Origin of the sequence: Paenibacillus sp. MZ04-78.2 (genome assembly GCF_024213375.1) — a bacterium.
GTDB lineage: Bacteria > Bacillota > Bacilli > Paenibacillales > NBRC-103111 > Paenibacillus_G.
The window spans coordinates 16,768-36,585 of record NZ_JANAVJ010000010.1 but is presented as its reverse complement, the minus strand read 5'-3'; the positions used below and the strand labels follow the sequence as shown (position 1 = coordinate 36,585).

The 19,818-nt window shown below is 54.7% G+C and carries 17 protein-coding genes and 1 riboswitch; all 17 genes read right to left on the bottom strand.

Going from position 1 to position 19,818, the window contains the following annotated elements:
- Window positions 1-77: 77 nt before the first annotated feature.
- Complete coding sequence (locus tag NLX71_RS10210) at window positions 78-1,463, bottom strand: cobyrinic acid a,c-diamide synthase CobB (protein ID WP_254363513.1); 1,386 nt, start codon at window positions 1,461-1,463, stop codon at window positions 78-80.
- A gap of 76 nt (window positions 1,464-1,539) precedes the next feature.
- A complete protein-coding gene (locus tag NLX71_RS10205) occupies window positions 1,540-2,778 on the bottom strand; it encodes a cobalt-precorrin 5A hydrolase (protein ID WP_254363512.1) in 1,239 nt (412 codons plus the stop codon).
- A complete protein-coding gene (gene cobM, locus NLX71_RS10200; protein ID WP_254363511.1) occupies window positions 2,778-3,554 on the bottom strand; it encodes a precorrin-4 C(11)-methyltransferase in 777 nt (258 codons plus the stop codon). The genes NLX71_RS10205 and cobM overlap by 1 nt, the downstream gene beginning before the upstream one ends.
- A complete protein-coding gene (cobI, locus tag NLX71_RS10195; RefSeq protein WP_108534435.1) occupies window positions 3,555-4,265 on the bottom strand; it encodes a precorrin-2 C(20)-methyltransferase in 711 nt (236 codons plus the stop codon). It abuts the gene before it with no gap.
- Entirely contained in the window at window positions 4,258-5,508 is a 1,251-nt protein-coding gene (cbiE, locus tag NLX71_RS10190) for a precorrin-6y C5,15-methyltransferase (decarboxylating) subunit CbiE (RefSeq protein WP_254363510.1), read from the bottom strand. The genes cobI and cbiE overlap by 8 nt, the downstream gene beginning before the upstream one ends.
- 90 nt (window positions 5,509-5,598) lie before the next feature.
- Entirely contained in the window at window positions 5,599-6,735 is a 1,137-nt protein-coding gene (locus NLX71_RS10185) for a cobalt-precorrin-5B (C(1))-methyltransferase (RefSeq protein ID WP_254363509.1), read from the bottom strand.
- Window positions 6,736-6,739: 4 nt separating this feature from the next.
- Window positions 6,740-7,390, bottom strand: a complete 651-nt coding sequence (locus tag NLX71_RS10180) for a precorrin-8X methylmutase (protein ID WP_010497061.1) — start codon at window positions 7,388-7,390, stop codon at window positions 6,740-6,742.
- Entirely contained in the window at window positions 7,390-8,169 is a 780-nt protein-coding gene (gene cobK, locus NLX71_RS10175) for a precorrin-6A reductase (protein ID WP_254363508.1), read from the bottom strand. The genes NLX71_RS10180 and cobK overlap by 1 nt, the downstream gene beginning before the upstream one ends.
- Window positions 8,166-9,182: a sirohydrochlorin chelatase gene (locus NLX71_RS10170; protein ID WP_254363507.1), complete on the bottom strand. Its 1,017-nt coding sequence runs from the start codon at window positions 9,180-9,182 to the stop codon at window positions 8,166-8,168. Before NLX71_RS10170 ends, cobK begins: the two co-directional genes overlap by 4 nt.
- 70 nt (window positions 9,183-9,252) lie before the next feature.
- Window positions 9,253-10,992: a precorrin-3B C(17)-methyltransferase gene (cobJ, locus tag NLX71_RS10165; RefSeq protein ID WP_254363580.1), complete on the bottom strand. Its 1,740-nt coding sequence runs from the start codon at window positions 10,990-10,992 to the stop codon at window positions 9,253-9,255.
- A gap of 354 nt (window positions 10,993-11,346) precedes the next feature.
- A riboswitch (cobalamin riboswitch) is annotated at window positions 11,347-11,552 on the bottom strand.
- A gap of 367 nt (window positions 11,553-11,919) precedes the next feature.
- Window positions 11,920-12,693, bottom strand: coding sequence for a peptidoglycan recognition protein family protein (locus tag NLX71_RS10160; protein ID WP_254363506.1), 774 nt, complete (start codon window positions 12,691-12,693; stop codon window positions 11,920-11,922).
- 90 nt (window positions 12,694-12,783) lie between these two features.
- On the bottom strand, window positions 12,784-13,107 hold the full coding sequence (locus NLX71_RS10155) for a glucosaminidase domain-containing protein (RefSeq protein WP_254363505.1): 324 nt from the start codon (window positions 13,105-13,107) through the stop codon (window positions 12,784-12,786).
- The gene (locus tag NLX71_RS10150) at window positions 13,104-13,505 is read right to left on the bottom strand and encodes a phage holin family protein (protein WP_254363504.1); all 402 of its coding nucleotides are present in this window, start codon (window positions 13,503-13,505) and stop codon (window positions 13,104-13,106) included. Before NLX71_RS10150 ends, NLX71_RS10155 begins: the two co-directional genes overlap by 4 nt.
- A 121-nt stretch (window positions 13,506-13,626) precedes the next feature.
- Window positions 13,627-13,878, bottom strand: coding sequence for a hypothetical protein (locus NLX71_RS10145; RefSeq protein WP_254363503.1), 252 nt, complete (start codon window positions 13,876-13,878; stop codon window positions 13,627-13,629).
- Window positions 13,879-14,053: 175 nt separating this feature from the next.
- Window positions 14,054-16,651, bottom strand: coding sequence for a hypothetical protein (locus NLX71_RS10140; protein ID WP_254363502.1), 2,598 nt, complete (start codon window positions 16,649-16,651; stop codon window positions 14,054-14,056).
- A gap of 127 nt (window positions 16,652-16,778) precedes the next feature.
- Complete coding sequence (locus NLX71_RS10135) at window positions 16,779-17,249, bottom strand: hypothetical protein (protein ID WP_254363500.1); 471 nt, start codon at window positions 17,247-17,249, stop codon at window positions 16,779-16,781.
- 13 nt (window positions 17,250-17,262) lie between these two features.
- Window positions 17,263-19,818, bottom strand: coding sequence for a hypothetical protein (locus tag NLX71_RS10130; RefSeq protein WP_254363498.1), 2,556 nt, complete (start codon window positions 19,816-19,818; stop codon window positions 17,263-17,265).

Below are 19,818 nucleotides of genomic sequence, written 5' to 3'. Positions count from 1 at the left end.
CGACGAGTCGTGCGACCGACCGCCGATTAGCCCTATTGTCTATTTATACAAAGCTTCCCGCCGTATTCACGAGATTTCTAACGGCCGTACGCTTCGCAGCATTCCAGCCAGCGTGCCACGATGCCGGGGTTCGAAGCAAAATGCAAATGCGTATAGCCGGCTACCGTCCGATGGAGCAGGCAGCCGTCCTTTTTCACGCCGCGCAGTCCCTTCGTCTCGTAAGCGTGAGGCAGCTCCGACTGCGGCTCGTAGACCGAGTAATGGAATTCGTGTCCGCGGGCCGTCTCCCCTTCAGGCAGCAGAAAGTTGTCTTCCGCTCCCGTGACCTCCCGCAGTCCGAGCGCCGCCAGCTTGGTCTGCATCGTCACTTGACCCGGGACGAGGCCCAGCATTGGGTAGCTTCGCCCTTGCATATCTCCGATTGCTCCGGTCAAATACATAAAGCCGCCGCATTCGGCCAGCGTCGGAAGCCCGCGCTCCACGGCGCTGCGGATCGAGTCCGTGACCTGCGTCTGGGCGCTTAGCCGCTCCGCAAATTCCTCGGGAAACCCGCCGCCGATATACAAGCCCTGCACGTCTTCCGGCAGCGGCTCGCCCGCCAGCGGCGAGAAGTAGACAAGCTCCGCCCCGTACAGCTCCAGCAGCTCCAAATTTTCCGGGTAATAAAAATGAAATGCGGCGTCCCGGGCAACCGCCATCCTTACACAATAACGGCGGGACGGCTCGGCGAATAAGCGCGGCTCCGGGACGGCCGGAGGCTCGGACGCTTGCGCCAGCTCCAGCAGACGGTCCATATCAACCGTCTGATCCATCCGGTCAGCCAGCGCTTCGAACAAGCCGCCAAGCTCCCCGCGCTCGATGGACGGCACCAGCCCCAGATGGCGTTCGGGGACGGAAAGCGCGTCCTCCCGCTTCATGTACCCGATAACGGGAATGCCACATTCCTGTTCGATCGCTTCCTTCACGATCCGGTAATGCCCGTCGCTGCCTACCTTGTTGGCGAATACGGCGGCGATACGGGCGCGCGGCTCCAGGCACTGGAAGCCTTTGACGATGGCCGCGGCGCTGCGGGCCATGCTCTGGCAGTTGACGACAAGCAGGACGGGACAATCGAGCAGCAGGCTGATTTCCGCCGTGCTTCCCGTATTGGACAACGGATCTTTGCCGTCGTAAAATCCCATCACGCCTTCGATGATCGAAATGTCCGCATCCCGGGAAGCCCGGGCGTAAATTTCCTTCACCGTGTCCGAGGTCAGCATCCAGCTGTCCAAATTGCGGGACGGTCTGCCCGTCACCGCCTTATGATACGTCGGATCGATATAGTCCGGGCCGCATTTGAAGCCCTGCACCGTCATTCCCCGGCGGCGGAGCGCCGCCATGAGGCCGAGGGTGATGGTCGTTTTGCCCGCTCCGCTTCCCGTTCCAGCGACGACAAGGCTTCGGTGCGCTCTAGATTCGCTCATGAGGTTCATCGGCTCCTTTCCGCTGCAAAGCTGAAATTTCCGGTTTTATTTCTATTCAGCAGCCGCGTGCGCGTGGCTACTTCCCAAACGCCAGAAGACCGACGGAAATCGTCACGTTGCCGCTTTTCTTTTTGGTGAGGACCAGCCGCTCCGCGCCGGTGTATCGTTTGGCCGCAGGCTCGCTGACTCCGTAAGCGCCGGTGAACTTGAACACCGTGTCCGACGGCTCTTCCATCGGCATCTCGTTCAATTCGGCCGGCGTGTAGCATTCGAGGGGCCAGCCGTATTTGGCGCAGACGGCAAGCAGCCCTTCCTCGTCTTTTTTCAGGTCGATCGTGCAGACCGCCTTGACGCTGCGGATCGAAAAGCGCAGCTCTTCGAGCGTCTCGCGGATCACCGCTTCGATCTCCTCCGCCGCCGTTCCGCGGTTGCAGCCGATGCCGAGCGCAATCGCCTTCGGTCGGTATAGCACGCCATTGGCGAGAATCGCTTCCTCGTCGGCCTCCAACAGCCGGTGCGTAACCACCAGCGCCGCCTGCGGCTCGTCCTCCAGCGCGCTCCGCACGTCGTCGTACACGCGGATCGTCTGCGGCAGCGGCGTGTCGTACAGCCACCAGTCCGGCTCGCCGGACTCCTGGACGACGGCGACGCGCTCTTCGTTGACAACAGACGCGCTAACCGGCGTCAGCTTGTCGTCCGACTCCCACGTCCAGCCGAAGCGGCGACCGAACAGGTCGACGGCGATCGTCTTCTGCACGTCCGACGCGGTCGTCAGCACAGGCCTGGCGCCCAGCGCCGCCGCCACCTCGCGCGTCAGCTCGTTGGCTCCGCCCAGATGACCCGACAGCACGCTGATGACGTGCTCCCCTTTATCGTCGATGACGACGATGCCGGGGTCTTTCTTTTTATCCTCCAGCAGTGGCGCGATCATCCGGACCACCGCGCCCAGCGAGATGATGCAAACGATACCCTTATACGCCGGAAACAGCGCGGGAAACAGCAGCCGCACGCTGCCCTCGAACAATTGGATGCCTTTGGCCGCCTCGTCGCCTCGCGCGAATTTGGACATGTAGTACACGTCGGCATGGGAAAAAGTGCTCTGCAAACGCCGTGCCAGCTCCACGCCGTGCTTCGTAATGGCGACGACGGCGTAATCGCCGTTCAAGCGAACCGCAGGGATCACGCCTTCCTGCAGAACAATAGGCTGAGTCCAGTCCGTTGCAGTTCCCGGCGTATTGCCCGCCGCTCCTTTCGAAGCTGCGGCCGACGCCGCCAACATACTGTTCCGCTCTCCGTCTCCGCCCTTCGCGCTCATCAGTCCTTCACTCCTTTGCGGTAGCCGTGAGTGAATGTTTTATCGTACAGCTTGGAGCGGTATTCGTCTTTCTCGTGGATATTTGGGTCAAGCGCCCACCCGGCCAAAATCATCGCATGCGAGCGGATGCCGTTCGTCCGCATATCCTCGTCCAGCTTCTCCAGCGTCGTGCGGACGATCAATTGATCCGGCCACGTCGCCCGCTGCACGACCGCTACCGGCGTATCCAGGCTCCATCCGGCTTCGGTCAGCTCGCGCACGACTTTTTTGGTCAGCGTCGCACTAAGGAACAGCGCGATCGTACAATGATGCGATGCCAGCTCTTTTAGCTGCTCACGATCCGGCACCGGCGTACGTCCCTCGGCCCGCGTCAAAATGAGCGTCTGCGTCAGATCCGGGATCGTCAGCTCCGCGCCGACCGCGGCTGCGGACGCAAACACCGAGCTGACGCCCGGAATGATCTCGCAGGAGATGCCTTCTTTGGCGAGCAGCGCCTTTTGCTCCATAATTGCTCCGAACACGGCCGGATCGCCGGTATGCACCCGAGCGACGAGCTTGCCCGCTTTGACACGATCGGTCATGACCGCGACCATCTCGTCCAGGCTCATGCCCGCGCTTTGCAGCACCTCCGCCCCCGGCTTCGCCCGGGCAATCAGCTCTTCATTGACAAGAGAATCCGTGTACAGCACGACGTCCGCTTCCTGTAGAATGCGAAGCCCTTTAACGGTGATCAAATCCGGGTCGCCGGGACCGGCTCCGATAATATAAATTTTCATCTATTTTCTCACCACCATCAGCGTCAAATATTCCAGCTCCCGTCCGGCCAGCTCCTCAATGTTGCGCCAGATCAGCTCCTCCGCAGAGGTTACTTTGGTCAATACGGCCGCCTTGTCGACCAGCCCCAAATCGCGCAGCACGGTCAGCATCAGGTCAATGACCTTCGCTACCTTGATGAACACGACGCAGTCGTGCGTTTCAATCGCCCGGCGCATCGCATCGTAATCGTCGGTCGCCGGCACGACGGCCACCTGCTCGTCTCCGTCCGCCAGCGGCAGGCCGAGCCTCGACGCGGCGGCAAGCACAGAAGAGATGCCGGGTATGGATACGGCTTCCACCTCGGGATGGCGCTCCTTCATGAGCCGCATCAGGTGAATGTACGTGCTGTACAGCATCGGATCGCCTTCGGTGACGAACGCGACGTTTTTCCCTTGGCTAAGATAGCCCCATACCGTGTCGACCGTCTTGTTCCACTGCTTCTCCAGCGCTTCGCGGTCCTTCGTCATCGGGAAGGTCAACCCGACCATTTCCTTCTCCCGGGTGTCGACGTACAGCTCCGTAATTGCCAAAGCGTAGCTTTTGGCCCCGGATTTCTTGCGGGGGTAGGCGATCACCGGCGACTCCTTGAGCAGGCGAAACGCCTTCACCGTAATCAGTTCGGGGTCTCCCGGCCCTACGCCCAATCCGTACAACGTGCCCAGCTTACTCATCCGTTCCGTCCTCTCCTTTATCCGTCCGCTTCCGCGCTGCGATGATGTATACCGGATTCAAGCTTTCAAACCGCGTCATGTCCAAAATCGGCTTGCTGCGGCTCACCTGCGTCAACGTAATGTCCGTCACAAACCCTTCCTCGGCAAAAGTATGCGCCGCGGCGGACAAATTCTCGATCGTCACCGCGTTCAGCACGATCCGCCCTTCCGGCTTCAGCCGGGCGCAGCATACGGAGAGCAGCTCACGCAGCTCGCCGCCGCTGCCGCCGATAAAGACCGCGTCGGGATCGGGAAACTGCTCCAGCCCTTGCGGCGCTTTGCCGTGTATGGCGGTAATGTCCGTACGGAATTTGCGGGCGTTTTCGTGAAAATTGTCCAGATCGCCCTCGTTCTTTTCAATAGCGTACACCGCGCCTTCGCGGCATATTTTCGCCGCTTCGATCGCGACCGAGCCCGTGCAGGTGCCGATGTCCCAAACGACGCTGTCCCGCTTCAATTGCAGGGCCGCCAAGCTAAGCACGCGGACTTCCTTTTTCGTAATGAGCCCTTTGTCCGGCTTCCGCTGCGCAAACGCTCCATCCTCGATGCCAAGCGCCCAGCGCGGCGGTTCGGCGTCTTTACGCATCCGCAGCACGACGACATTGAGCGGCGAAAAGTGCGTCTGCGCCGTATCCGCCAGTTCTTGCAGCCCGAACCAGCCCGTCCGCTCGGCGGGCCCGCCAAGGTTCTCGCCGACGAATGCGTCATATTCGGTCATACCGTAATTAAGCAAATAGCGTGCAATCGCCCCCGGTGTATTGTGCTCGTCCGTGAGCAGCGCCACCTTCTTCGCGCCGTCGATCCGCTGCGCCAAGCCCTGTATGCTGCGTCCGTGTGCGCTGACGACTACAGCGTCCTGCCAGCTTTCGCCGATCCGCGCAAAAGCAAGCTGCAGCGAGCTTACCTGAGGGTAAACCTCCACCCGCCCGGGCAGCTTGCCGGCCAAATAGCCTCCGATCCCGTAAAACAACGGATCGCCCGAAGCCAGCACCACCGCGTTCCGGGTTTCTGACCTCAGGCGCTCCGTCAGCTCGGACAGCCCGCTTTTGAGCATGACCTTTTCAGCGGCAGTATCGGCAAAAAACTGCAGCTGCCGCTCCCCGCCGATCAATAATGAGGATTGCCGAATCCGGTCGAGATACGCCTGCGGCAAGCCCGCCGCTCCGTCGTCGCCAATCCCGATCACTGCGATTTTTTCTCCCATGCGTGTACCCCTTTCCTTCTGCCCCGCCTGCCGGAGTCCGGAATCCGAGTCCGGTCAACCGTAGTCCTCTATGCAAGCGCAAGCGAACCGCTAAACCTCGTTCGTCATGCTTTTGCGCCCCAACAGCGCGGCCTTCATCGAAATGATCACCGTTTCGACTTCCAGCGGCGTTTGCAGCTTCGCTTCAGGTCCAAGCGCTCCCGCTTCCCGAAGCGATTCCCGGCAGCAATGGCTGGACATCACGTCGAAAAATGCGGTACACCCCAGCGCCTGCATCTGATCGCCGACCTGCGCCGCCGTATTCGCTTCCCAAATTTCCTTGATAGCCGCCTCCGGCGCTCCCGCTTCCTCCGCCATGCGCGCAAGAAATCCGAAGTCGACCGGGGCGCTCTTCGAATGAACCATCATGATGCCCTGCGCCACTTTGGAAAATTTGCCCATCATGCCGACAAGCGTAATTTTGCTGATCCCCTGCCTCGCGCATTGCTGAATCGCAAAGCCGACGAAATCGCCCATCTCGACAAACGCTTCCTCCGGCAGCTCCGGGTACAGCTCTATGCCGAACTTCTCACTGCGCCCGCCGGTCGACAGCACCACGTGGTTGCAGCCGCCCTTGACCGCTACGCGGATCGCCTGCGCGACGCTCGCTTTGTACGCGGCTGTCGAGAACGGCACCACAATGCCGCGCGTGCCCAAAATCGAGATGCCGCCGAGGATGCCCAGCCGGGCGTTGAGCGTCTTCTTCGCAATCTCTTCGCCGTCCGGTACCGAAACGACCACACGCACGCCGCGATGCAGCTCATAGCGGTTCAGCACCGCTTCGACGGCTTCGCGGATCATTTTCCGCGGCACCGGATTGATCGCCGCCTGTCCGACCTCGATCGGCAGCCCCGGCTTCGTCACCCGGCCGACTCCGACGCCGCCGTCGATCTCGATTCCCGGCGCTTCGCGCCAGAACACCTCGCTGATGATTCGCGCGCCGTGCGTGGCGTCCGGGTCGTCGCCGCCGTCTTTGATCACCTCGGCGGACGCCCAATCGGACGCATAAGCGCAGGCGACGATTTCGAACGTCACGTCCTGCCCGATCGGCAGGCGAATGGTCGACTGCGTCTGGGACTCCCGCATAATCAGCGCCTCGAGCGCCGCTTGAGCCGCCGCCGTCGCGCAGGCACCCGTCGTATAGCCATGCCGGAGCGGCTTCGTTTCCTTTTCCCCGCCGTCCGCCATCGCGTTATCCCTGCCGTTCGGCGAGCAGCGACAGCGCGTTAACCGTAGCCACCGCTACGGGACTGCCGCCCTTCCGCCCGATATTCGTAATAAATGGCACATCCAGCTTCAGCAGCTCTTCCTTGGACTCCGCCGCCGATACGAAGCCGACCGGCACGCCGACGATCAGTCCCGGACGCGCCTCTCCTTCCTTGACGAGGCGGATCAGCTCCAGCAGCGCCGTCGGTGCATTGCCGATCGCATAAATTGCGCCGTCCGCTTCCCGTGCCGCTTTCCGGATGGAAATGATCGCCCGGGTCGTGTTCAGCCGTTTCGCTTCCTCCATCACATCCGCATCCGAAATGTACACCCGCACGTCGCCGCCGTATTTGGCCAGCCGCGGCTTGCTGATGCCGACCTGCACCATCTGCACGTCCGCCACCACCGGCTTGCCGCTGCGGATCGCTTCGATTCCGGCGCGGATCGCATCCGGATGGAATACCACGCTGCGCCCGAGTTCAAAATCTGCCGACGCATGAATGACGCGCTGCACGACCTTGAACTGCTCTTCCGTATAGTCGTGCTCGCCAAGCTCCTCCGTGATCATTTCGAAGCTTTTTTCTTCAATTTCCTGCGGTTGAACGGTAAGCGGTTTAAATTCCGTGCGAAAATCCATTAATCGCGCACCTCCTGAAATAATGCGTTTAACGCGTTCGTAACGTCTTCAAAATCCGAATACACTTCGCCGTACTCCAGCTGCGGTCGTCCAATAACGATCGTATCGATGTCCATCTCAAGCGCCGCCGACAGCTTTTCCTCCACCGCGCCGACCTTGCCGCTTTCCTTCGTCACGATGACGTTGACGCCGTAATGCTTGTACAGCGCCTGGTTCAGCTCTTTGGAGAAAGGCCCCTGCATCGCGATAATGTTCTTCTGCTCCAAGCCGAGCTGCTCGCATTTCTCCATGTTGTCCTTACGCGGCAGCATGCGCGCCACCAGCGTCGTGTCCGGCAGCCCGATCAGCTTCTCGGCAAAAATTTGCAGCGTCTTGCTTCCCGTCGTCAGCATGACAACCCCGCGCTTCTGCGCCGCCAGCTCGGCCGCCCCTTCGTAATCGTCGACGAAAAACAGCCGCGGGTGCCCATCGTACGAACCGCGCTCGCGCTCGTACCGGATGTAAGGCACCCCTGCCTGCTCGGCTGCCGCCATTGCGTTGCGGGACGCTTCCTCCGCAAACGGGTGGCTCGCATCGACCACCGCTTGGGCGCTGCGGCTGCGGATCAAATCGGCCAAGCCGTGTGCGTCAAGCCGGCCCATGCGCACCTCAAGCCCCGCTTCCTCGAGGCTCTTGGCCGCACTCTCGGTCACGACGGTGGCGACGAGCGGATAGCCCGCCGCGCGGACGAGCAGCGCAAGCTCTCTCGCGTCGCTCGTCCCGGCCAGCACAACGATCATGACAGCACCTCTTTCGACGCAGCCGCCTCCGACGGCCCCGCAGGCTTCGTGCCGCCGCCTTCCTGATGGTGGTGATAGTGACCGTGTGCGTGATCGTGATCATGATCATGAGAGTGCGCATGATGGTGCTCGTGGTCGTGATGATGGTCGTGATCATGGTGGTGGTGATGATCGTGCCCATGCTCGTGGTCGTGATGGTGATGATGGTCCATATGCTTCATCGCTTCAAGCCGGAATTGGCACATATCGCAACTCATTCGCGCTTCGCCTTGGAGCGCTTCTTGGGCCCGCTCCAGCAGGATCGTTTGCAGCGTCGGGTGGAACCCGAAATATTCTGCCAGCACGAACGATTGGTCCGGATACTTTTCCGCAAAAGCTTCCGTCATTTGCTCCATCCGCTTGATCAGCACGCCGGTGAACAAAAAGTAAGGCAGCAGGACGATCCGCTTCGCCCCAAGCCGGATACATCGTTCGATGCCTTCGTCCACCAGCGGCGCCGTAACGCCGATAAACGCTGTCTCTACCCATTTTACCTTAAGCCTCTCCCAGAGCAGCCGTGTAATTTTGTACAAATCGCTGTTGGCATCCGCATCGCTGCTGCCGCGTCCGATGACCAGAAGCGCCGTATCGTCTGCCCCGGCCAAGCCGTTCACGCCTGCATCCGTCAGCCTGGAGATCAAAATATCCAGCGCCAGCTCATGCACCCCGATCGGACGGCCGTACATAAACTGCACCGCCGGATACCTCAGTCTCGCTTCATCGATAGCTGCCGGAATATGCAGCTTGGCATGTCCGGCCGCAAACAGCGTAATCGGCACCACCGCGATCCGCGTGGCTCCCCTCGCTACGCATGTCGCGATGCCTTTCGAAATGGACGGCGCCTCGAATTCCAGGAAGCACGTCTCCACAATCGGCTCCCCGAGACGACCTTCCACCGAACGGACAAACTCCCGGATCTCCTCGTTTCCTTCCGGGTCACGACTGCCATGGCCTACAAACAATACTGCGTTCATGCGCTTCCTCCTCATTGTCATTGTCGCTTATCGCTATAGTAGTGCAACTGCTTCAAATAGCGCGTTAGCTTTAATCCCCGCACACCGCATTCTCGATCTGGAACGCCGGCACTTCCTGATGCCGGTAACCTTCCAGCTCCTTGACGCGTTTATAAAATTTATGAAACCGTTCGTTCGGATGCCCGTCCGCCGCATAACGCGCTACAATGCGCTCGATCGTTTCGACCAGACGCTCCGGCTCGATTCCTTCGGCGACCGGCTGCGCCACGTGGGCGTTGCGCCCGACCGTTTTGCCCCCGAGGAACAAATCGAATTTCTCCCGGCGGTACACAATTCCAATATCTTCCTTCACCGCGCCATAGCAGGCCATGCCGCATCCGTTGAAGCCGATTTTCAGCTCCTTCGGTACGCGCATGCCCCCCAGACGACGATGCAGCTCTTCGGCGTACGGCACCGAATCGGCCTTATCCATATTGCAAAAATCGCAAGCCTTGATCTGCGCGACATCGCCGACCGGAGCGAGCAGCAGTCCGGCAGCCCGAAGCCGTCCGGTTACGCTTTCCGGCTCCGACGTCGCAATGCGCACGAGCATCTGGTGATGCGGCGTATACTCCATTGTCCCGTGCTCGCCGACAACTTCCGCAAGCAGCAGGAGCTGCTGCGCCGTCAGCTTTTTCTCCGCAAGCCCCGGGCTTACGGCAAACTCCAAAATTTGCTCCTGCTTAAACAAGAGGCCGCTCCGCTCGCCTTCAGCCGTCTCGGGAACGCCCCGGTGCGCATCGACAAGCCGTAGCGCTTCCAGCGCGAGGGCCAGCGGCGATTCGCCGCCCGTTCTCGATCCGTAAACCGGTCCGCCCAGCGGATCGAGCATCGAATCGACGATGTATGGGCCTTTCATAGACTCGCTCGACCCGTCTGAACGCGATTCGACGGCCAACGCTTTGTTTTCCTCGCCCATGCTCTTGGACGCTTCTTCCTGCTGCGCATCCAGCGACCAAGGCTCCGCTTCCGTCCGCAGCCTTTCGTGGGGCCGGAGCGGCTGCACGTCGGCGTCCAGCGTATATTTGCGCTGGTATCCGCGCGGCGTGATTATTAGCCCGTCGTAGACGACCGTCGTCGAATTGCCGATGATGACCGTCGTCAGCATGCCGATATCGTGCTCGAGCATTTTGCCAAGCGTCGTTATAACTACGTCCTGGCGATCGCGGTAGGCGCTCTTCACGATGCCGACCGGCGTATCCGGCGAGCGGTACTGAAGCAGCACGCGCTGCGTCTCGACGATCTGCCGCGTGCGTCGGCCGCTGCGCGGATTGTACAGCGCAATGACGAAATCGGCGGAAGCCGCCGCTTCCACCCGGCGAATGATGATCTCCCACGGCGTCAAATGGTCACTCAAGCTGATCGTGCATGCGTCGTGCATAACCGGAGCGCCCAGCAGCGAAGCCACAGAGTTGATCGCCGAAATGCCGGGAACGATCTCCACTTCGACGCCTTCCTCGCGCCGCCATCCTTTTTCCATCAGCACTTCATAAATGAGCCCTGCCATGCCGTACACGCCCGCATCGCCGCTCGAAATGACCGCCACCCGTTTCCCGGCTTCGGCTTGACGTACCGCTTCCTGCGCCCGGCTGACCTCTTCCGTCATCCCGGTACGGACCACCTGCTGCTCGTTCAAAAGCCCCCGGATCAGATCCACATACGTGTTGTAGCCGATCACGACGTCGCTTTCCTGGATCGCTTCCCTTGCCCGTTTCGTAATATGTTCGAAGCTGCCCGGGCCAAACCCGATGACTGACAATTTTCCCTTCATCATTGCCGCCTCCTGTCAAGTATGCTTCCTCATAGAGTACCAGGCTTCCGATGCCTGTAACTGTCGTACCCAGCCGGCTGTCCATGCGATAAACCTATTCATTCATCTGACGCCTCATGCCGATTTCTTTGTCCAGAAACGGAGAGAGAAATTTAAAAAAGCATCTCCCTTGTGTCGGAAGATGCTTGTGCGAGCTTAGGTTGCTGAGACGAGTGCAGCCAGCATTGACTTATGCGACGAGCGTCGCTGTGACGCCAGATCACCAGCCTTGCTGCCTGTCCTGTACCGCTCCCGTACACCTCCCTATCCGCGTAGGTTTTGTGGTGACTTCGTTGCTGGCCGTCGTCGAACATCACAGCCGCAACAGAGCGGGCAGGTCTCCTGACTTGCGTCTCATCGCTTTTTCCGCAGCCTTCCCATTGACTTGACAACAGTGGCGTACACGATACGGAAAAAACTCCTCGCTTACAGTGGCGGGACCGTGCCGGACTTTCACCGGCTTCCCTTTTAAGCCGATTCCGTTTTCAACGGTTGTCGGCACCTGCTCTATATGATATGAAATTGTAGAAAACTTTTGCCTGGAAACAGTGTAATGATAGCATGTTTCTTCCGCGCGTGTCTACCTTGCCCTTGTATGGGGGAAAGCGGATTATTCCATTGGATAGAAGGAATGTAAAAGCTTGTATGAATGAGCTATGTGAAGACTCAAAAGGAGCATGTGCGGCTAGATTCCCTGAACAGGGAATCGTTCAGTTAAGGCCGCTCGACGTTCACCGTTAAGTCCCGAAATATTGTCCACCGATGAGAACCAAGGTACCTCTAAGCCGCATACTTCCGGTTCTAGCCACATATTTCCATATCAAAATAAAAAATCCCTACCAGCCGAAGCCAGTAGGGAGGTTAGTCCATTTTCGTTATACATCTAAATTATTGCAAAACCTGCCCGGATGCTTTCCGAAGCTCATTTGCGAGCCAATGGATATAATCCGCCTGTTTTTGATGTGCCGCAGCCGTTGTGCCGTTTCCGGCTTGATCCGCCTCCCTCCGCTTGGCGTCTACTTCCTTCCAAGCCGGACCCATCCACGTATCAATGATTGTATTAGCTACTCCTGCTTCAAGTATAGGCTTGTCCTCCTCATTCGTACATTCCTGATATTCAGCTACCACATCGGCTATGAATTGCTCAAACTTCTTCCCGAGAAGCCGTAAGGCGTTCACCGGGTCCCTCCTCCTCGCCGGATCGAGGATATGGTGCCCTGTTATGTCCGTCGCCGGGTTCAAGCCGTACCGATAGCAGGCGTAGGCCAGCACCCATATGTACCGCTTGTACGCCTCCTGCAGGTTGATCCGGCCACCGTAGCAGAGCTCCACACCGCCCGCTGCGTCGTTCGAATTGCAACCGTACATCTTATTGTCTGTCGTGACATTATAGACGACGTGATACGCCTTCTCCGGAGTCCCGGTCAAAAATGGGATGCACTCGATAATCTCCCGGTCGTCCACAAACAAATGTGCCGAAGCCGACATGTCGTTCCGGCTGCGCTTGTAATACGACACGTTGCCTGCCGCAGTTGATCCGGGATTCCCGGTATCATGCGCCACCATAAAACGAACGCCCGGCATCGGAATGCACGGGCGTCTTTTACTTGGCCCCGTCAAATACCGGGTCGTGATTGGAAATTTCATTTTGAACCCATTCATTTTTTGTCTTCCCCCTGCCCTTTTTGTTGCAACTGCTCTACGAATTTGGCCAAGCCAGACGGCAGCGGAACGCCGAATACTCCAAGATTTTCAACCACAGACTTGAAAAAGCAAGTCCTGATCCCGGAAGCAATCCTCGAGGCAGTCGTAGGCGCGCCAATGGGCTTTTACTCCATCTACTCGGATGCCGTCATATACTTCCCATGCCTTGGTGCTTACCGATTTTCCTTTCCAAAACTTATTGGGCCGGCCGCTGCCGACTTTATAACCGACAAGATTGTTCCACTCATGGATCTTGCCGCCGGTTTCCAGTAACGCCTGAGCGATTCGAAGCGAAGGAAAGATCGGAGATCCTTCCCTCCTCGGTTCCACAGCGACAGGCGCAACGATGGCGATAAATTGCTTCCGTGTCAATGACGCTCCTCCTTTCCTTTAATCGCTGAAATGACGTTGCTCAACGGTCCGAGAGGTACCCCAAGCTTACCGCCATTTTCAACGATGCTTAGAAACTCAATAACGCTATACGCGATAACGACGCCGTCGCCAATTACGCCATTCGAGTTTAAGACCGACAGTTCGATCATATACACGCAGCCGACAAGAATGATGATGTAAGTTTTTCGAAGCAGACCAGTCGTTCCAGTGCGGCTGCTGAGCTCCTTCCTGACGTATCCCGCCATAAGCCCCGTAGCATAATCCAACAGCATTAGTCCCAGCAAGACGGTAAAGGCGAGCCCGAGCCCGCCGACAACCCATGAGATGAAGCTGCCAATGACGCCAAAGCCTGTTTTGACAATCGCGGATTTGTCCATGTATTCCTCCTTTCAGCCCAGAGAAGGGCGTAAAAATTGCCCCGATGGGATCGGGGCAGCAGAAGCTATATTATTTCAGACCGACGCAGCATCTGTTTCCGTTTTTAAAGCGATGATATCGTCATACTCTTGCTGATTGATCCAGCCTTTTCGCGATGTATTCCATAAATGCCTGCAAGTCACCGCTAACGGCTGCTGCTTGTTCTTCCTGCTTTTTTAATTGCGCTGTTAATGCAGCCATCCTCTCTTCCGCTGTCGGTTGCTTGGGAGGATTCTTTATTGCCACAATTTCCTCCATCGTAAACCCTTCGATCCACAGCTTTAAGGCCTGTTGCGGCTTGTACAGGCCATCCGGGACCGGAACGGCGACCATATAGGCGACCAGCTCCGGCGCTGACTGTTCCGCTTCGTCTTCCGTGGACTTGCCACGCGGCTTTTGTTCCCCGATAGATAGGGAAAACGCCCGTGACATTGTCGTCTACGAGCGTTATGTCCGTCATAAATCCGTTTAGGGCAACTACGATTGCTTCTTTCATTGTACACCTCCGTTATTGTTCTCCTAAGAAATGTGGGATACTCATGGAGTACCACACTGCACCAGAACCCGACGCCGGTACCACCTCTCCAGTGGGCCTAATCCAAACTCTACTGAGTATTTCGCTAGTCCCGTTATTAGACACCGTAACAAAAGTCAGCGTCTTGGAAGGTCGGTATCCGAGAGGAAGTATAAACATCTCCTTTCCGATTTCCCCGTCTTTTGCAAGGCCAACAATGTGGACCAAGCCTGAGCTATCTTTCATATACTGCACAGGCGCGTCATTACCATAGTTTGCATTCACCCACCCGTTAAGTAGCGTCGGCGCAATCCACTGCGGCTGCACCCGCTGTGCCCGCGTTATCTCAAGCGCCCCGACTCGCGCAGCCATATCGGCGTGTCCGGCTGCCAATGTATCAACGACGGATTTCATATTCGTTGGATGCGCGGCTTCGAGCGAAAGAAGATTGCAGGATAGCGCGTACTGATCAAGCGCGAGATATGACACAGTGTACGCTGCGGCAGGGTCAAAGTTAGATTGATTAATCGACGCATTCATAAGACCATATTCGGCAGTTTCACTAGGTACAAAGCGTGTCCAACTAGAAATTGTTTCTTTCCCATTAGCCGCAATACTTAGCATTTTGATTGGTCGATATTTTAGTTTGCTTGCTGTTGTTCCTCCATTGATCCAGTAGTTTCCTGTGATCAATTGGGGATTAGCCCTCTCTTTTACAATCATCCCAGTACCAACTTCAAACTTATTTACTCCCTCATGCATCGTAATCCCGCCCTCGGACGAGATTTCTTCAACGGTAGCCGCGGCAAGTTGGTATTGGAGTTTGTAGGGCGTGAATCCAGGTGCTGGACCCTTCGGTATTTCGCGTTTGGTGTAAACATTATCTGTTATAGGGTCCCATATAGCGCCCGGAGACCACCTCGCAAACCAACGTTTATCTATTGGGTTTCCACCATTCCATGGCTGGCCATTCGTTTGCAGCAATTGCCACCCGTAGAAATACGCCTTAATTTCGTCTTCGGACAGGTTAGTGTATGAATCGCTCCATCCTGAATCGATATTTGGAACACCTACCCGAACGGAGTAATCTGTTGGAATCCATCCCGTGTCTAGTCCGGAAGTTATGCTATAAGGGCCAAGAACCTTCCCATCAAATTTTGTAAAAGTACATAAACCAAAGTTTGATACCAATTGTGCGCCAACTACAGTATTAGCGTCCGTTGTTACACTTCTCCAGCCCGGACCATTTCCCAGAATTGTCCACTTAAAATCCCCTGTCAACTCCATCGTTCTAAACCGCGCCTGTTTCCAGTACTTCCCGTCGCGCTGAAACAGCGTATCGCGTATCGTTCCGTCAACGTTCGAGGCAAGTTGGACATTCGGGAAAAACAGGTGATCGTCGTTACGAGGCTTGAACGGTCTCGCCTCGGACCCGACGTTGAGCGTCGGATTTGAGAAGGTAAAGTCACCAGTAACCCCTGTATCTATTCCAAACACGATAACCAGTTTGACGACATTTGCAGGAATGGTTATAGTTTTTTGCAATACTGTCGTGCCGTTTGCCGTTGCATATGGAGCTGAATCTAAGTTTGGTAGCTTATTACCTTTAGCGTCCCAAGGTTCTAGGTTATAAAACGCACCGAAACCAATGGTGCCGCCAATGTTCGCGATGGTTACAGGAACGGTGAACGTGTACGTCTGCCCGTCTACAACTGGAATTTCTATGATCTGAGAATAGGTGGTTCCCACCGTCTTGCCGCTTACGCCAGCGCTGTAAGGAGCGGCAATTGTCATAGCTGTGTTTCTGGTTCCCCACTCCGCATACGGCGGCAGCATGTTCTCCCCGTTCCTGATGATATACGGCGAGTAGACGCTTTTCATATCGTCAACGTACGGCCATTTGGCGGCGATCTGCTCCGGGGTCATCGTATCAAGTGCGTTGTAGTCGGATTGAGTGATTTCGTATATACGCACGCCATCAAAATACGCATATTGCCCCGCCGCTCCGTTTATGCCTAATACCATAGACAAACCGCTAACGTCAGCAGCCGGATTGTATGCCCTCCACGCCGGATTAAATTTGTCCGTTGCGGTAATGATGTGTTGTCCTTTTGCTGCCGTTGTGCCGTTAATGTAAAAGTTTCCGTTCGTCGCATTGCCGTTTTTTATGTCCGCGATGGCAATGTAATATTTACCAGCTTTGAAGGAGAATGTGCGGGCTCCAACCGTGCTTGTGCTGCCGCTTGTGAATCCGGTTGATAAGGTCAGCTTAATGGCATTATTTCCAATGCTCTTGTTTTTGGAATCAAGCGCCTGTGAAACTTGGAAAATTCCCCATACACTTAAATCCTCGCAATTCCCGTCCCGTCCAAGCAAATTCAGCAATGACCGCCCCTTGATCTGCAACCCGGTCAGCGGCGCTACAACGTCGCTTTCGATGACTTGTGGGCCAGGCTGCAGGAAAATGGGAACTGGTGGTTGTTTGGTCATGCATGATTCGTAGACATCTTTTATCCCCTGCTCAATACGGTTTAAGTCGTTCTCTGTAACAGTTTCGTCAAACTGCCAATTGGTTTTTGCGTTATAGTCCACCTGTTGAGCCTCCTCACTATTAACGAATGATAGCAGATAGGGAATTAACTTCCCCTAGAATTGGAAAACAAAAATCGTACGGTGCTTCCATAATTAATCCGTAATGTTTATCTCGTATAACTACTGTTCACTGTTTATTCAATAAACGCTTGTAGATGGAAGCTAATTTCCACTTCTTTTTCTTCATTTCCCCAGAAGAAGCATTGTTTTTTTCTTCTGCTAAAGACTGATTTGACAGGTCCCACATCATATCTTGTTCATCTTCGGATTTCCCTTCAATCCATAACTTTACTTCTTGCAGCTTTTTGTAAACGATGTTTCCATCCTTCATGGATTCTCCATGATCGACCATCTCCGGCCCTCGTGGCTTGTCATAAAGCTCCCAGGCGTTAAAGTCAAATTTAGGTTTATACAACCCCGCTGGAACGGCAATAGCAATAATATAACCGATTATCTCTGGTGACGATTGTTGTAACTCTTCAGTACTTTCTGTTATCTGATGTGGCTTGAACAAAGGAAAAACGCCTGTCACATCATCTGTGACAAGCGTTACATCTTTCATAAATCCGTTAAGATCAACAATGACTGCTTCTTTCATCTTACTCCCTCCTCTATTGCTCTGCTAAAAAAGAAATACCATCCAAGGAAATATATTGTTTACAATTAATTGATCCGATTTTTACAGCTCCGCCAGCCTCTATGTGAAGCGAACAAATTCCCGTAGAGGATACGTCAAACGTAAAAATCGCAAGATTTAGTCGATTTTTGGGACGATACCAAGCAGGAAGGTAGAATAGAGCGGTGAAAGTTGAAGTCGTTCCCCCTCGTATCACCCCTGAGAGGTGCACAATCCCAAATTGGTCCTTATAATAACCCGGGTTGGAATAACCGCTTCCTTCACTTACCCACCCGTTCAACAACGTCGGTGTGATCCATTGTCCCTGTATTTTCTGGGCTTTCGTATTCTCTAACACGCTAACCCGAGCTAGCAGATCGGCCCCACTGGCTGCTAATGTATCGACGACTGTTTTTACGTTCCCCGCATATTCACCTTGAATGGCTAGAACATTGCAGGTAAGGGAGTATTGATCAAAAGCAAGGTATGTTACAGTATAGGCGGCCGAAGGATCGTAGTTTCCGAGTTTAGCATAAACCTCTGATTGTCCAAAAGTATGGGCCCCTTTGTAAAAAATCCATCTTACATCGTCTTCTAATTCGTTTCTATATACCTTCAATATTTTTAAAGTTTTATTTTTCAATTTAGAGGCACCACCACCTAAAAATATATTATTAATATAAGTATTGGTGTCGCTATTTAAAAATGGATTGACTTTCTCCCGCACAACTAACCCGTTACCGATCTCTACCTGATTAAATCCTTCATGGAGCGAAATACCACCTTCCGCTATAATTTCTTCCGGAGTTGATTTGGCAAGTTGGTATTGGAGCGTATAAGGTTTCCACCCGTTTCCAGCTTGAGATGTCGGAAGAGAAAAAGCAAAAGAAGGATTGGCGCTTGAATCCGTTACCCAAAACCAGCCTTGTGTACCTGATTTATTATAAGGAGTTTTTCCTGTTGGATCAGATGTATCACACATCCGCCATCCATTGAAATATGCTCCGATATCCTCAGGTGACGGATCATATAAATCGCCCCATCCGCTGTCTACGTTAGATATTGCTATACGAATGGATTGATCAACTGCAATCCATCCTATATCAGGTATATTGGAATTTCCCGGGTAGTCAGCAAGAAGCTTTCCGTTATATTTTACAAGTCTGGTAATACCAAGCGAGTTAGGACCCAATAGGCCATCGGATAATGTGTTTTTTTCTGTAGTTATAGCTTTAACTCCCGCATCCTTACTTAAATTGCCCCATTTCACATTCCCGCTTAGTTCTACTGTCTTAAACCTCGCCAGCTTCCAATACTTCCCGTCACGCTGAAACAAAGTATCGTAGACCTTTCCATCAACATTGGAGGCAAGCTGAACGTTAGGAAAGAAGAGGTAATCGTCGTTGCGCGATTTGAACGGTTTATCTGTTGCTCCTAAGGTAAGCATTGGCTTATCAATGATATAAGTCCCGGTGGCATCCGCATTACCAAAGAATAATTCCAGAGTTTTGGTCGCAGATTTGCTCCTAAAGTGAATGGGGCTAACTGCGGTAAAAACCCGTTGAGAGAAAGATCCATCAACACTCGAAACTTCGTTAATATAGACCTTGCATCCACCTTTAGCACTCTCGAATGAGAATGTGTATTCATGATCCGGAATAGCCGGAATGTTTCTCCATCCTACAAATTGATTAATGTCATTAGTTGTGATTTTCGCCTTATACGGATCAATTACCTCATACTTCGCTGTTCCAATTGCCGTTGTAGCTTCACTCATTGGAAACAAAAGATTTTCCCCATACCTCACAATATAGGGCGAGTAAATGTTCTTCATATCATCGACGTATGGCCACTTTGCTGCGATCTGTTCAGGTGTCATGTTGTCAATAGCGTCGAATTCTGCTTCAGTAATTTCATAAAGCGCGATAGCATCAAAATTCGCACTAGCTCCGTCACTTGTAAGTAACCTAAGTTCAAGCTTGTTACTTCCGCGGTTTGGCTTGAATTTAAATGCGACAAAGCTAAACTTCGTAGTATCGCTTATCGTACGAACCCAAGTTTCATAATCGCCCGTTACTGTTGAATCTTTAAACGTAATCGGTACGATTTTGGCTTCTCCCAAATTAGGCCTCACACTGCCAAGAAGTAAATATAAAGAAGATTCCCTAATAACGTAATTACTAATACTAGCAAAATGACCTGTTCCATTAGCACTATCTGACGTAATTTTTAGTGAAGAATTCCCAAGCACCTTGTTTGTAGTATCAGAACTCAGGGTAGATTGAATAACTGTCCATCTACGTACATCCTCACAATTCCCGTCCCGCCCCAGCAAATTCACTAGCGTCCGGCCCTTGATGGTTACATTCTCCAACGGCGCTGTTCGCTTCGCATCCACAACGTGCAAGCCGTATCCGAGATTTACCTGCTCGGGCGGCGGGCTTGTCAAACTATTCTCATACGCATCTTTAAGCCCCCGCTCGATCCGGTTCATGTCCTGTTCCGTCACCGTATCGTCAAGCTGCCAATTCGTCTTTGCCTCGTATGCCAT

Excerpts from the sequence above, each read along its gene's own strand:
- NLX71_RS10170 (WP_254363507.1), bottom strand. The coding sequence starts at position 9,182 with ATGAACGCAGTATTGTTTGTAGGCCATGGCAGTCGTGACCCGGAAGGA.
- NLX71_RS10135 (WP_254363500.1), bottom strand. The coding sequence starts at position 17,249 with ATGAAAGAAGCAGTCATTGTTGATCTTAACGGATTTATGAAAGATGTA.
- NLX71_RS10160 (WP_254363506.1), bottom strand. The coding sequence starts at position 12,693 with ATGAATGGGTTCAAAATGAAATTTCCAATCACGACCCGGTATTTGACG.
- cobI (WP_108534435.1), bottom strand. The coding sequence starts at position 4,265 with ATGAGTAAGCTGGGCACGTTGTACGGATTGGGCGTAGGGCCGGGAGAC.
- cbiE (WP_254363510.1), bottom strand. The coding sequence starts at position 5,508 with ATGGGAGAAAAAATCGCAGTGATCGGGATTGGCGACGACGGAGCGGCG.
- cobM (WP_254363511.1), bottom strand. The coding sequence starts at position 3,554 with ATGAAAATTTATATTATCGGAGCCGGTCCCGGCGACCCGGATTTGATC.
- NLX71_RS10145 (WP_254363503.1), bottom strand. The coding sequence starts at position 13,878 with ATGGTCGCCGTTCCGGTCCCGGATGGCCTGTACAAGCCGCAACAGGCC.
- NLX71_RS10210 (WP_254363513.1), bottom strand. The coding sequence starts at position 1,463 with ATGAGCGAATCTAGAGCGCACCGAAGCCTTGTCGTCGCTGGAACGGGA.
- cobJ (WP_254363580.1), bottom strand. The coding sequence starts at position 10,992 with ATGAAGGGAAAATTGTCAGTCATCGGGTTTGGCCCGGGCAGCTTCGAA.
- NLX71_RS10185 (WP_254363509.1), bottom strand. The coding sequence starts at position 6,735 with ATGGCGGACGGCGGGGAAAAGGAAACGAAGCCGCTCCGGCATGGCTAT.
- NLX71_RS10130 (WP_254363498.1), bottom strand. The coding sequence starts at position 19,818 with ATGGCATACGAGGCAAAGACGAATTGGCAGCTTGACGATACGGTGACG.
- NLX71_RS10180 (WP_010497061.1), bottom strand. The coding sequence starts at position 7,390 with ATGGATTTTCGCACGGAATTTAAACCGCTTACCGTTCAACCGCAGGAA.
- NLX71_RS10150 (WP_254363504.1), bottom strand. The coding sequence starts at position 13,505 with ATGGACAAATCCGCGATTGTCAAAACAGGCTTTGGCGTCATTGGCAGC.
- NLX71_RS10205 (WP_254363512.1), bottom strand. The coding sequence starts at position 2,778 with ATGAGCGCGAAGGGCGGAGACGGAGAGCGGAACAGTATGTTGGCGGCG.
- cobK (WP_254363508.1), bottom strand. The coding sequence starts at position 8,169 with ATGATCGTTGTGCTGGCCGGGACGAGCGACGCGAGAGAGCTTGCGCTG.